General features: G+C 62.8%; 14 protein-coding genes. 12 read left to right on the forward strand and 2 right to left on the reverse strand.

Going from position 1 to position 12,470, the window contains the following annotated elements; translation table 11 throughout:
- Nucleotides 1-4: 4 nt before the first annotated feature.
- The 12 genes from gshB (at nt 5) to CQ14_RS34580 (ending at nt 10,610) form a co-directional block, all read left to right on the forward strand.
- Complete coding sequence (gene gshB, locus CQ14_RS34525; protein ID WP_057862217.1) at nt 5-952, forward strand: glutathione synthase; 948 nt, start codon at nt 5-7, stop codon at nt 950-952.
- A 77-nt stretch (nt 953-1,029) separates the two neighbouring features.
- Entirely contained in the window at nt 1,030-2,127 is a 1,098-nt protein-coding gene (locus CQ14_RS34530) for a hypothetical protein (protein WP_156435764.1), read from the forward strand.
- A 2-nt stretch (nt 2,128-2,129) separates the two neighbouring features.
- A complete protein-coding gene (locus CQ14_RS34535; RefSeq protein ID WP_057862219.1) occupies nt 2,130-2,531 on the forward strand; it encodes a nuclear transport factor 2 family protein in 402 nt (133 codons plus the stop codon).
- Nucleotides 2,532-2,730: 199 nt separating this feature from the next.
- A complete protein-coding gene (locus CQ14_RS34540) occupies nt 2,731-3,714 on the forward strand; it encodes an MBL fold metallo-hydrolase (RefSeq protein WP_057862220.1) in 984 nt (327 codons plus the stop codon).
- A gap of 287 nt (nt 3,715-4,001) precedes the next feature.
- Nucleotides 4,002-4,184, forward strand: a complete 183-nt coding sequence (locus CQ14_RS34545) for a hypothetical protein (protein ID WP_057840963.1) — start codon at nt 4,002-4,004, stop codon at nt 4,182-4,184.
- Nucleotides 4,185-4,341: 157 nt separating this feature from the next.
- A complete protein-coding gene (locus CQ14_RS34550) occupies nt 4,342-5,880 on the forward strand; it encodes a YifB family Mg chelatase-like AAA ATPase (protein WP_057862222.1) in 1,539 nt (512 codons plus the stop codon).
- Nucleotides 5,881-6,149: 269 nt separating this feature from the next.
- Nucleotides 6,150-6,347 (forward strand): nitrate reductase, encoded by a 198-nt coding sequence (locus CQ14_RS34555; protein WP_057862223.1) that lies wholly within the window; start codon nt 6,150-6,152, stop codon nt 6,345-6,347.
- 6 nt (nt 6,348-6,353) lie between these two features.
- Nucleotides 6,354-6,653, forward strand: coding sequence for a 4Fe-4S dicluster domain-containing protein (locus CQ14_RS34560; protein ID WP_057862224.1), 300 nt, complete (start codon nt 6,354-6,356; stop codon nt 6,651-6,653).
- Nucleotides 6,650-6,913 (forward strand): chaperone NapD, encoded by a 264-nt coding sequence (locus CQ14_RS34565; protein WP_057862225.1) that lies wholly within the window; start codon nt 6,650-6,652, stop codon nt 6,911-6,913. Before CQ14_RS34560 ends, CQ14_RS34565 begins: the two co-directional genes overlap by 4 nt.
- A gap of 4 nt (nt 6,914-6,917) precedes the next feature.
- Entirely contained in the window at nt 6,918-9,413 is a 2,496-nt protein-coding gene (gene napA / locus CQ14_RS34570; RefSeq protein WP_057862226.1) for a periplasmic nitrate reductase subunit alpha, read from the forward strand.
- Complete coding sequence (locus CQ14_RS34575) at nt 9,386-9,883, forward strand: nitrate reductase cytochrome c-type subunit (protein ID WP_057862227.1); 498 nt, start codon at nt 9,386-9,388, stop codon at nt 9,881-9,883. The genes napA and CQ14_RS34575 overlap by 28 nt, the downstream gene beginning before the upstream one ends.
- Nucleotides 9,884-9,890: 7 nt before the next feature.
- Complete coding sequence (locus CQ14_RS34580) at nt 9,891-10,610, forward strand: cytochrome c3 family protein (RefSeq protein WP_057862228.1); 720 nt, start codon at nt 9,891-9,893, stop codon at nt 10,608-10,610.
- A gap of 104 nt (nt 10,611-10,714) precedes the next feature.
- Here CQ14_RS34580 and CQ14_RS34585 read toward each other — a convergent pair whose 3' ends face one another.
- Both CQ14_RS34585 and CQ14_RS34590 read right to left on the reverse strand, forming a co-directional pair.
- Nucleotides 10,715-11,053, reverse strand: coding sequence for a hypothetical protein (locus CQ14_RS34585; RefSeq protein ID WP_156435766.1), 339 nt, complete (start codon nt 11,051-11,053; stop codon nt 10,715-10,717).
- Nucleotides 11,054-11,921: 868 nt separating this feature from the next.
- Nucleotides 11,922-12,470, reverse strand: a 549-nt coding sequence (locus tag CQ14_RS34590) for a c-type cytochrome (protein WP_245320750.1), incomplete at its 5' end; no start/stop codon positions are given.

The following is a 12,470-nucleotide window of genomic DNA, read 5'->3' on the forward strand; positions in this document are numbered from 1 at the left end:
CCCTATGAAACTGAATGTCGCCGTCCAGATGGACCCCATCGCGCGTATCAACATCCGCGGCGATTCGACCTTTGCCCTGATGCTGGAAGCGCAAAAACGCGGCCATGGACTTTTCTATTTCACGCCGGATCAGCTGTCGCTGCGCGGCGAGGAGTTGGTGGCTCCGGTGCAGGGGGTGACCGTGCGCGACGAGGCCGGCAATCATTTCACGCTCGATGAGCCCAAGCGTCAGCCGCTGAACGCCTTCGACGTCATCCTGTTGCGGCAGGAGCCGCCGTTCGACATCGCCTACATCACCTCGACGCATTTGCTGGAACGAATCCATCCCAGGACGCTGGTCGTGAACGATCCCGCCAGCGTGCGCAACGCGCCGGAAAAGATGTTCGTGCTGAACTTTCCTCAATTGATGCCACCGACGCTGATCTCGCGCGACCTCGACGAAATCAATTCGTTCCGCGAAGAGCATGGCGCGGTCGTCATGAAGCCGCTGCACGGCCATGGCGGCGCGGCGGTGTTTCGCGTGATGCCGCAGGACATGAACTTCGGCTCTCTGTTCGACATGTTCTCGGTCACTTTCCGCGAGCCCTGGGTGATCCAGCGCTTCCTCCCCGAGGTCAAGCATGGCGACAAGCGCATCATCCTGGTCGACGGCGAATTCGCCGGCGCCGTCAACCGCGTGCCCGCCCCCGACGACCTCCGATCCAACATGGTCCGCGGCGGCGCCGCGCAAGCCACCGACCTCTCGGAGCGCGAGCGCGAAATTTGCGCAACGCTTGGCCCCGCGCTGCGTGAGCGCGGATTGCTGTTTGTCGGCATCGACGTGATCGATGGCAACCTTACCGAGATCAACGTCACCTGTCCCACCGGCATCCGCGCGATCCAGCGGCTCAACGGCCCGGATGTCGCGGCGAAGATCTGGGACACCATCGAGGCGAAGCGCGCCGGGAAATAATTTTCAACTCGCGCCCTGTCGACCGGCCAATTTCGCCGCGTCGTTACGCGAGCTGGTCCGTCCGGAACCTGGGCCAGATGAATTGCGTGCTGCCGGCTGAATGGAACCGACGGAAAGAGTCTTGGCGCCGCTCTGCTGCGCCGTCGGCAGTGGCCCGCGGAATTCCAGGACGCCTATCGCCATGTGATCCAGTATTCTATCATCATACGGCCATTCTTTGGACAAGACTGCACGGAGCGCCGGCACCTGGTCGACCGGCCACCTGCGGAAGACATTGGACGGAAAAGGAAACGCCAATGAACTCCACGCCACCTCCAAAAGAAACTGAGCCCGACAAGGCCGCAGGCGCCGATGAGCGGCTCGCGCAGGCTCACGAACAGATCAAGCGCGCCGATGAACAGCTCACGCGTCTGACCGAGCAGCTTGCAAGAATGGAGCGCGATGACGCGCATCCACCCTCGGCCGGACCAGCTCCGCAGTCGCCTTCGGCCCAATCCGCCCCGCAATCGCCACCGGCGCCGTCACCGGAAAAAAGACCGGCGTTTCGGACCCTCGTCGCCTTGCCCGTCGCGGCGTGCATCGTTGTCGCTGCCCTGGTTTGGCAGGCGTCCTACGGCGGAGGGGACAAGCCGGTTGCCGCCGGTTCGGCGCCGCAGCTTGCGTCATCTCCCTCATCGCCGCCGGAAAATCCGCCATCGCCCGCGCAGCCCGCCCCATCCACTGTTCAGGTGGCCGCGGCGGAAGCGGCAGCACCATCACAAGCATCTTCGCCGCAAGCAGCACCGCCACAGGCAGCACCTCCGCAAGCACCAATCCTGGCGCAGGCCGCACCGCCGCAAGACGCCTCACCGCCAGCCGCCGCGGCGCCTCCCGACCAGACACAATTGCTGCAAACGATCGTGCGTGATCTCGCGAAGCTTGAGCGAAACATCGAACAGCTCAAGGCGAACCAGCAACAAATCACCAGTGACAATTCAAAAGCCATTGGCGAGCTGAAGGCGAGCCAGGAAGAGATGAAACGCGCGCTCGCGAAGGTTTCCGAGCAGAGCCCGCCCAGAGCGTCACCGCCTCCGGCGCCGCGGGCGCCGACTTTCCGCAAGCCGGAGCGGTCGCCGCCGCAAGCGAGATATCGGCCCCGATACCCGAGAGAGTGGATCTACGAAGACGATTGGTAGCCATGGATGACCGAACAATGCGGGCGGCGCTGGAGCGGCATTGGAATGCTTCGGACGCGGGCGATTTCAAGGTCGAACATGAAATCTACCGCGAGGATGCCGTGCTTCATTATCCGCAATCTGGCGAGCGGATTCGCGGCCGGCACAACATTCAAGAGAGCCGATTCGTCCAGCCAAACAAGAAGCGGTTTGCGGTCCGGCGAATTATCGGCAGCGGCGATCTCTGGGTCACTGAATTCGTGCTCACCTATGACGGCATACCATCTTATGCGGTGAGCATCATGGAGTTCAGCGACGGACTGGTGGCGAACGAGACCCAATATTTCGCCGATCGGTTTGACCCTGCACCCTCGCGGGCGCATCTCGTCGAGCATTCAGCGGACGACGCGACTCGGCGGACCTGACGGCACCGCGAGAATCTGGGATACCATCGAGAACAAGCGCCTCTCAAAACAAGCCGCGTTGCACCACCCGCGTTTTCACATCCCTGTTGTGCCGTCTCCTCCCACTTGCCAATTTCGAGAAGCAGGCGCAGCGTGTAGCGACGGATGAATCCGTCCGGGCAAATACTGCAATTCAATAAAATCAGTGGGAGGAAGACGCATGACGACGAATCTTTCGCGAAGGTCTTTGCTTGCGCTCGGCGCAGGACTCGGAATGGGTGTTGGCGCTTCAACCATGCTCGGCGGCAGCGCGCTGGCCAAGGCGCCCAAGCTCGCCACGCAGACCCCCTACTGGCACCGCTTCGAGCTCGGCGACGCCGAGGTCACCGTTGTTTCCGACGGCCCGCTGCCGCTCGGCGATCCCTCCGGCACCTTCACCGGGGTGCCGAAGGAAGAAGTGAAGAAGATGCTCTCCGACAACTTCCTCAACCCCGATAACGTCGTGCTGGAACAGAACTCACCGGTCGTGAACACCGGCGACAAGCTGATCCTGTTCGACACCGGCATGGGCACCTCGAAGGCGTTCGGGCCGACCACCGGCCAGCAGCAGAAGAATCTCGCGGCAGCCGGCATCAAGGCCAGCGACATCGACGCCGTGGTGTGCTCGCACGCCCATATCGACCACATCGGCGGTCTCGTCGGCGCCGACGACAAGCCGCTGTTCCCGAACGCGCAGGTCTACATTGCCCAGAGCGATTTCGATTTCTGGACCGATGAAGGCAAGCTCGGCAGTCCGCTGAAGGATTTCATCCTCCACGCCCGCAAGAACCTGATGCCGGTGCGCGACCGCATCGTGTTCATCAAGGACAATCAGGAATTCCTGCCCGGCGTCACCGCGCTATCGGCCCCTGGTCACACCGTCGGCCATACCATCTTCATGGTGAGCTCGAAGGGCAAATCCTTCTGCTTCCTCGGCGACCTCTCGCATCACGCGGTGCTCCTGCTGGAGAAGCCGCGGATGGAATTCTCCTACGATAGCGACCCGAAGCAGGCAGCGAACTCGCGGGTGAAGATGCTGGACATGCTGGCCGCCCAGAAGATCCCGGTCATGTCCTATCACTTCGCCTGGCCGGGCTTCGGCCATGTCGCCAAGAACGGCGACGGCTTCAGGTATTATCCGGAGCCGATGAACATGCAGCTCTGAGAAGATGCTCGATCCGGGGCCTGGCCGGTGGCCGCCCCGGATCGTCAAGCTACTGACGCAGGCGTGCACGCATCTCTTGGGAACCATCGCGGATCGCCGAAATTTGTTTTGCCGTAAGAATTTGTTTTGCCGTAAGGGAGGAGGCGGTAGCGGAACTTCCGGCCTCGGGCCGGAACAAGATGCCTGAGAGCAAGATGAGCGTCAGGCCGCAGGGCCAACCGGCTTCCAAGCCGAAATAATGAGGCCCGCGTCTCGGCCGCTTGGCAGCCAGTTTGGAGGCCCGGCAAATGACCAAAGACATGATAGCGATCAGCGCGGGAATGCTCGTCGTTGGGCTGGCCGTATGGAGCCTGCGCGACACCCCACCCCATCCAAGCCCGGAGACGACGCAGGCGATGCGCATTCTCGCCGACGATCCGGCGCTGAAGCATGTTTCCGAGAGCAGCCCATACATGAGAACGGAGCGCTGAAGACGGCGGCTGCCCGTCGGAATGTATCCACGCCCCGAGGTTGTGCCGGTCTGACAGGCAGACGGCGCAGACAGGATCGTTTGCGCCTATGTTCTTCAAATGTTCTTGACTTACCCTCCGGTTCCCCGCTACCTTCGATTGCGTCACGAGGGGCGGCATGGTTGCGCGGGTATCTACTGTAGCCTTTGAAGGGATCGCTGCCCGCGCGGTCGACGTGCAGGTGCAGGTCGCGCCCGGCTTGCCGGCGTTCGCGATCGTCGGCCTGCCGGACAAGGCGGTATCGGAGGCGCGGGAGCGGGTCCGCTCGGCCCTGATCGCCTCGGGCCTGGCGCTCCCCGCCCGCCGCATCACCGTCAACCTCGCACCGGCCGACATGCCAAAGGAAGGCAGCCACTATGACCTGCCGATCGCGCTCGGGCTGATGGCGGCGATCGGCGCCATCCCGCCGGATGCGCTCAACGGCTTTACCGTGCTCGGCGAACTCGGGCTCGACGGATCGATCGCGCCGGTCGCCGGCGTGTTGCCGGCCGCGATCGGAGCGAACGCGCGCGAGGAAGGGCTGATCTGTCCGGCGGCGTGTGGCTCGGAAGCCGCCTGGGCGAGCCCCGATATCCAGATCATCGCGGCCAAATCGCTGATCCAGATCGCCAACCATTTCAAGGGCACGCAGGTGCTGTCGCGCCCACAGCCGCGCGTGCACGAGCAGGAAGCAGCCCATCTCGACCTGCGCGACATCAAGGGCCAGGAAAGCGCAAAGCGTGCACTGGAGATTGCGGCAGCCGGCGGACATCACTTGCTGATGATCGGCTCGCCCGGCGCCGGCAAGTCGATGCTCGCGGCGCGGCTGCCCTCGATCCTGCCGCCGCTGTCGCCATCCGAATTGCTGGAAGTGTCGATGATCGCCTCCGTCGCCGGCGAAATCCGCGACGGCGCGCTGACGGCGCGGCGGCCATTCCGCAGCCCCCATCATTCGGCCAGCATGGCCGCGCTGACCGGCGGCGGCCTGCGTGCCAAACCTGGCGAGATTTCGCTGGCGCATCAGGGCGTCTTGTTTCTCGATGAACTGCCGGAGTTCGATCCGCGCGTGCTCGATTCCCTGCGCCAGCCGCTTGAGAACGGCGAGGTCTCGGTGTCGCGCGCCAACCACCGCGTCACTTACCCTGCGCGCTTCATGCTGGTCGCGGCGATGAACCCCTGCCGTTGCGGCCAGGCCTATGACCCCGGCTATTCCTGCCGCCGCGCCCCCATCGAGCGCTGCACCGCGGATTATCAGATGCGCATCTCCGGCCCGCTGATGGACCGCATCGACCTGCGCATCGAGGTCCCGGCAGTCACCGCCGCCGACCTGATCCTGCCGCCGCCATCCGAAGGCTCGGCCGAAGTCGCCGCCCGCGTCGCCGCCGCCCGCGACATCCAGCTCGCACGCTACGCAGCCGCCGGCATGCCGCAGATCCGCACCAATGCCGAGGCACCGGCCTCGCTCCTGGAAACGATCGCGCAGCCGGATGCGCAGGGCCAGAAACTGTTGCGCGACGCCGCCGACACCATGAAGCTCACCGCACGCGGCTATCACCGCGTGCTCCGCGTCGCGCGCACGCTCGCCGATCTCGATGGTGCGGAGAAAATCGGCCGGCTGCATCTGGCCGAAGCGCTGTCCTACCGCGCGCTGGCGGAAGATCTGCGGCGCGCGGCTTAGCTCATCTGGTACATGCAGCCTCCCCGGCGACATCGGGGATGCCGAATATCGTCAAATAATCCAATCCTTTGACCTTCATTATTTGATCCAGATCAATGAAGGCTTTGCCTGACCGCGGTTAAGCTTCCGGCACGCGCGGTCGAACATCCTGCAACGGAGCGGGCACGTCGCCGCCCATCCGTCCGATTGCAAGCGGCAGGTTGACTGGCACGCACGGGAGCGTGCGGCCGGTCAGCACTGTTCGATTTCTGAAAGTGGCAGGTCGTTGTATGAGCGACACGTCAGGTAAACATGATGCCCAGCCGGAAAAGGTGCACGGGGCAAGTCGACGTGCCGAATTCCTGGTGTTCGCCATCATCGCCGCCTTCATCTGGCCAGTGGTCGCCGTTGGCGTGGTCGGTGGCTACGGCTTTCTGGTGTGGATGTCCCAGTTGATCCTGGGGCCGCCCGGTCCTCCGGGAGCATGAAACGCCATGCAAACCCAAGGACCTTCGCAACCCCAGGGCCCCTCGCGCCGCGCTCTGTTTCGCGGTCAATTCCTCACCAAGCCGGTCGCCGTCATCGGTGACGAATGCCTCGCCGAAGCCGGCATCTTCTGCCGTTCCTGCGGCGATGCATGTGCTGCTTCCGCGATTCATTTCCGCCCTCGCATAGGATTGCCGCCCCAGGCCTTCATCAATGAAGCCGCCTGCACCGGATGCGGTGAATGCATCGCCGCCTGCCCGGGCGCGACGATCGCGCTGGGCGCTGCGCGTGGCGGAGACATCGCATGACTGGCGAAGCCACCATCCACATTTCGAGCGCGGTCGTATCCGTGCTGCCCAAACATCGGGACGACGTGCTGCAGGCGCTCGCGGCGCTGCCGGACGTCGAGATCCATCAGCGCGACGACAGAAAGATCGTCATCGTGATGGAGGCGGCCGAGAGCGGAATCCTCGGTGGCCGCCTCGCCGAAATCGCATGCTGGCAGGGAGTCCTGTCGGCCAACATGGTGTTCGAGCAGGTCGAAAGATCAGCCGATATCGGAGACTAGGGTCATGTCACTCTCGCGACGCGAATTGTTGAAGGCGCAGGCCGCCGCTGTGGCCGCTGCAGCCGCCGGCATCGCCACGCCTGCGGCCGCGCAGCCGGTGCAGGGCGGCGTCGGCTCGCTGGAAATCAAATGGTCGAAGGCGCCGTGCCGCTTCTGCGGCACCGGCTGCGGGGTGATGGTGGGCGTCAAGAGCGGCAAGGTCGTCGCCACCCACGGCGATACGCTCGCCGAGGTCAATCGCGGGCTGAACTGCATCAAGGGATATTTCCTCTCCAAGATCATGTACGGCGCCGACCGCCTGACCACGCCGCTTTTGCGCAAGAAGGGCGGCGCCTTCGCGAAGGACGGCGAGCTGACGCCGGTGAGCTGGGACGAAGCCTTCGACGTCATGGCCGCGCGCGCCAAGGCGGTGCTGAAGGAGAAGGGCCCGACGGCGCTCGGCATGTTCGGTTCAGGGCAATGGACGGTTTATGAAGGCTACGCCGCCACCAAGCTGATGCGGGCCGGATTCCGTTCCAACAATCTCGATCCCAACGCGCGCCACTGCATGGCCTCCGCAGCGGTCGCGTTCATGCGCACTTTCGGCATGGACGAGCCGATGGGCTGCTATGACGATTTCGAAGCTGCCGACGCCTTCGTGCTGTGGGGCTCGAACATGGCCGAGATGCATCCGATTCTATGGACGCGTCTCACCGACCGCCGGCTGAGCCAGCCGCATGTGAAGGTGGCGGTGCTCCAGACCTTCACCAACCGCAGCTCCGACCTCGCCGACATCCCGATCGTGTTCAAGCCGGGCACGGATCTGGCGATCCTGAACTACATCGCCAACCACATCATCACGACGGGGCGGGTCAACCAGGATTTCGTGAAGAACCATACGACCTTTGTGAAAGGCACGGTCGATATCGGATACGGCTTGCGCCCGGACCATCCGCTCGAAGTCAAAGCCAAAGGCGCGGCAAATGCAGGTGCGACCCAGCCGATCGACTTTGATGCCTATGCGGCCTTCGTGAAGGACTACACGATCGACAAGGTGTCGGAGCTGTCAGGCGTCGAGCCCGGCTTCCTGCAGGAACTCGCCGAGCTCTATGCCGATCCGAAACGCAAGGTGATGTCGCTCTGGACGATGGGCTTCAACCAGCATGTCCGCGGTGTCTGGGCCAATCAGCTCCTCTACAATCTGCACCTCCTGACCGGAAAGATCTCCGAGCCCGGCAATTCGCCGTTTTCGCTGACCGGCCAGCCCTCGGCCTGCGGGACGGCGCGCGAGGTCGGCACTTTCGCGCATCGTCTGCCCGCCGACATGGTCGTCACCAATCCGGAGCACCGCAAGCACGCGGAAGAAATCTGGCGCATCCCGCACGGCATCATTCCCGAAAAGCCGGGCTATCACGCCGTCGAGCAGGACCGCATGCTTCATGACGGCAAGCTGAACTTCTACTGGGTTCAGGTGAACAACAACGTGCAGGCCGCGCCGAACAGTTCGCGCGAGACCTATCCCGGCTACCGCAATCCGGACAATTTCATCGTCGTGTCGGACGCGTACCCGACCGTCACGGCGATGTCAGCCGATCTCGTGCTCCCCGCTGCGATGTGGGTGGAGAAGGAAGGCGCCTACGGCAACGCGGAGCGCCGCACCCATGTCTGGCGGCAGCTCGTCAACGCGCCCGGCGAAGCGCGCTCCGATCTCTGGCAGATGATGGAATTCTCAAAACGCTTCATCACCGACGAGGTGTGGCCGGCGCAGATCCTCGACGCCAATCCCAATTATCGCGGCAAGACGCTGTTCGACGTTCTCTTCCGCAACGGCAATGTCGACAAATTCCCGGCGACCGAAATCCCCGCCGAGTACGAGAACCGCGAAGCGAAGGCGTTCGGCTTCTACGTGCAGAAGGGACTGTTCGAGGAATACGCCCAGTTCGGCCGTGGGCACGGCCACGATGTCGCTGATTTCGACACCCTCCACGAGGTGCGGGGGCTGCGCTGGCCCGTCGTCGACGGCAAGGAGACCAAGTGGCGCTATCGCGAAGGCCTTGATCCCTATGTGAAGCCGGGCAAGGGCGTCGAGTTCTACGGCAACAAGGACGGCAAGGCGCGGATCATCGCGGTGCCCTACGAGCCGCCGGCCGAATCTCCGGACAAGGAGTTCGACATCTGGCTGGTCACCGGCCGCGTGCTCGAACATTGGCACTCCGGCTCCATGACCATGCGCGTGCCCGAGCTCTACAAGGCCTATCCCGGCGCCAGGGTCTACATGCATGCCGAGGACGCCCGCGCGCGGGGCATCAATGAGGGTGCGGAGGTCCGCGTGGTTTCCCGGCGCGGCGAAATCAGGAGCCGGATCGACACCAAGGGCCGCAACCGGATGCCGCGCGGCGTGGTGTTCGTGCCCTGGTTCGACGCCAGCCAGCTCATCAACAAGGTGACGCTGGACGCCACCGATCCCATTTCCAAGCAGACGGACTTCAAGAAATGCGCGGTCAAGATCATTCCGGCCTGAAGCAGCTTCGCTTCGCCATCACGGGTGCGCTGCTTGGCGGCATGCTGGTGTTCGCCTGCGGCGCAATCTATGCGCAGAACGCGCCGCAGGTGGTGCCGCGCGTCACCGGCGCGGCGACGCCGATGGGAGATGTGCCGGCACCGCCTCTGGCGCGGCCCGTCATAGATGACAAGCGGCTGATGCGCAACTATCCGGAGCAGCCGCCGATCATTCCGCACTCGATCGACAATTATCAGCTCACGCTCAAGACCAACCGCTGCCTCGACTGTCACCGGCGGCAATTCACCGAAGGCTCGGGTGCGCCGATGATCAGCGTCACCCACTTCATGGACCGCAACGGGCAGGTGCTCGCCGACGTCACCCCGCGGCGCTACTTCTGCACCGCCTGCCATGTTCAGCAAACGGACGCACAGCCGCTGGTCCCGAGCACGTTCAAGGACATGCTGCTCGTCGAACCCGAGAAGAAGTGAGTGGGCGATGAAGCGGCTCAAGGAACTGCTGATCTGGTTCTGGCGTATCGCCAGCCGCCCCAGCACGCATCTCAGCCTCGGCTTTCTCGCGCTCGGCGGCTTCATCTGCGGCGTGCTGTTCTGGGGCGCCTTCAATACCGCGCTTGAAGTCACCAACACCGAGAAGTTCTGCACCTCCTGCCACGAGATGCACAACAACGTCTTCCAGGAGTTGCAGCACACGCCCCACTTCTCGAACCGTTCGGGCGTCCGGGCTACCTGTCCCGACTGCCACGTGCCGCACGACTGGACCGACAAGATCGCCCGCAAGATGCAGGCGTCAAAGGAGGTCTGGGGCAAGATCTTCGGGACGATCGACACCAGGCAGAAGTTTCAGAATCACCGGCTCGAACTCGCCAAGCACGAATGGGCGCGGCTGAAGGCCAACGATTCCCTGGAATGCCGCAACTGCCATTCCTCGGCAGCGATGGACTTCACCAAGCAGACACGGCGCGCGGCGGAAATCCATGGCAAGTTTCTCGTCTCCGGAGAGAGGACCTGCATCGATTGCCACAAGGGCATCGCCCATGAACTGCCCGACATGACCGGCGTCGAGCCGGGCTGGCGGGAGCCGCCCGAGCTCCGGGAGCGTCAGAGTTTTCGCGAGGATCCCCGCGGCGAACTGGCCCGTTACCTTGCCGCAACCACTGTCGACGGGCGACCCCCGACCGGCACCTCCCGTGATTAGCCCGACCGTATAAATGGCGGAGCACAGGCAAGTTGATGGCGGCCGGCGGTTCGCGGTGCCGTGTCCAATCGCGCCGGCACGACGTCCGGGCAGGCCGATCGCGGTTATGGCTCGTCGCAAAACAGGTCGACCTTCTGTTTCACGTTGTCGGAAGGATACCGCTGCTTGTCACTGCCGCCGCAGCTGATGAGAACGGAGTATCCCTTGTTGCATCCCCAGCGCTCCATGTCTTCGGCCGCGAACAACTCACCTGGCCCGACGCTGCACTCCGTCTTGCCCTCGCACATGCGCTTCACATGCAATAGGAATTTTGGCCCGATAGTCTGATCGGATGGGGCCTTGGCGCAGGCCATCTTCGCTTCGAGCACTTGCTTCATCTTCTTGGCCGACGCGGAATCTGCCGTGGAGATTGTGGCGCAGACAATCGTGACGGCGAGCCCCAAAAATTTTCGCATGACGGAACCCTTCCTTGATCAATCCATCTGTGGACGCGCGCCGTTGGCACTTGCTTGCGTCGTGTCCGTGAACCGCAAGCTGATTTGCCTCGCCTACAAGGGCAATTTTATGCAGCAACTGCGGCAAACCGAAGCGACAGGTCGCATAAACTCCGCTCGTCTCACCGCAGATGAGGGGCGTTGGCCGTCGTCACGAATGCGCGGTGAGATGCAATCGACGCCGATGGCGCGAGACGTGTCCTCAGCAGACGTGTTGCCTACCCTGCAACTGCAACCACGGATTTTCTCGCAGCAGATATCCTCAATAGATGCGGTCGCGGGGTCCCGCATGTACTCACGCGCTCGGAAGGACCCGGGCGATCGCCGGTCGCTTGGACCTTCGCGCGCTGCTCCCCGATACAAGGTGCACCAGAGGACAATTACCGCAGCGCATTGGCTACGTTCATATGCAACTACGGTCCTTGGGTACTCAACCTAGGACCGGCGCTGCTTCGAGAGCACACCGAGGTCAAACAGGGAGAGGGTGATGGGACCGATGGAAGCATTCATCCACCGCGAGAACCTGATCATTTCGAGAGACAGCTTGCCGATCCTATGATCACAAGCGAAAGGCGGCAAATGCTCCTAAGGCTGTTAGCGAGCGAGAAGGCAAAGGAATTCTCCGATAGAGCGGGCGTTCCGATGCGGCACGCTGATTAGCCGCATCCTCCGCCCAGTCTTGGGGCCAGCACAGCGAAGCTCCAATTCAGCGGCCGTGAGGCCGATGCATTTTCCTGCAGGCCCCGGAGAAATTCGCGCCCTCTGATTTCACCATCCGAGGGCGCTTTCATTAGACGATGTTCGCCACTGCCGTCGCCTACTTTTGCTGAATACGATTTAGATAATCGATCACAGCAAGGATGCGTGTTCGCACGACGACTTCCGGGCTTTTCTCCGGCCCGGCCATCTTCCAATAAGACGGATCAACATAATGAGGCAGGTTGACGATGGGATTAAATCGCTCCCCCCAAATTGGCATTTCACGAGTGCCGTGAGCGGGAATTGTTTTCGATCCATGAATGGTTTCATAAACAGCGTTCGTGGGAAAGACCCCGTTGTTGTTCTTGGCCAACATCGTCAAATCGGAAGGCGGTACCTTGAGCTGCCCGCTAACAGGCCCTTTGCCCTTTCCATCCGTACCATGACAGCTCGCGCACGAAGACTGAAATTCTGACTTACCGATGTCGACGTCTTCAGCCTGAGCCTTACCAGCACTGCCGGCAGTAAGGCCGGCAATTATCAACCACTTCAGGCAAACGGTGGTCATGTCATCCCCCGCCCGCAGTTTTCGGATAAGTCTTACTAGCGGTCTTGCGTTTGGTCCGGTTTGACGCAGGTCAATACGACCTTCATGCGCCGGGTCATG

Origin of the sequence: Bradyrhizobium lablabi (assembly GCF_001440475.1) — a bacterium.
Lineage (GTDB): Bacteria > Pseudomonadota > Alphaproteobacteria > Rhizobiales > Xanthobacteraceae > Bradyrhizobium > Bradyrhizobium lablabi.

Bases quoted from the DNA above. Each gene is read 5' to 3' on its own strand.
- CQ14_RS34530 (WP_156435764.1), top strand. From the start codon at position 1,030: ATGAATTGCGTGCTGCCGGCTGAATGGAACCGACGGAAAGAGTCTTGG.
- CQ14_RS34555 (WP_057862223.1), top strand. From the start codon at position 6,150: ATGAGCGACACGTCAGGTAAACATGATGCCCAGCCGGAAAAGGTGCAC.
- gshB (WP_057862217.1), top strand. From the start codon at position 5: ATGAAACTGAATGTCGCCGTCCAGATGGACCCCATCGCGCGTATCAAC.
- CQ14_RS34575 (WP_057862227.1), top strand. From the start codon at position 9,386: ATGCGCGGTCAAGATCATTCCGGCCTGAAGCAGCTTCGCTTCGCCATC.
- CQ14_RS34550 (WP_057862222.1), top strand. From the start codon at position 4,342: ATGGTTGCGCGGGTATCTACTGTAGCCTTTGAAGGGATCGCTGCCCGC.
- CQ14_RS34560 (WP_057862224.1), top strand. From the start codon at position 6,354: ATGCAAACCCAAGGACCTTCGCAACCCCAGGGCCCCTCGCGCCGCGCT.
- CQ14_RS34580 (WP_057862228.1), top strand. From the start codon at position 9,891: ATGAAGCGGCTCAAGGAACTGCTGATCTGGTTCTGGCGTATCGCCAGC.
- CQ14_RS34540 (WP_057862220.1), top strand. From the start codon at position 2,731: ATGACGACGAATCTTTCGCGAAGGTCTTTGCTTGCGCTCGGCGCAGGA.
- CQ14_RS34565 (WP_057862225.1), top strand. From the start codon at position 6,650: ATGACTGGCGAAGCCACCATCCACATTTCGAGCGCGGTCGTATCCGTG.
- CQ14_RS34535 (WP_057862219.1), top strand. From the start codon at position 2,130: ATGGATGACCGAACAATGCGGGCGGCGCTGGAGCGGCATTGGAATGCT.
- CQ14_RS34545 (WP_057840963.1), top strand. From the start codon at position 4,002: ATGACCAAAGACATGATAGCGATCAGCGCGGGAATGCTCGTCGTTGGG.
- napA (WP_057862226.1), top strand. From the start codon at position 6,918: ATGTCACTCTCGCGACGCGAATTGTTGAAGGCGCAGGCCGCCGCTGTG.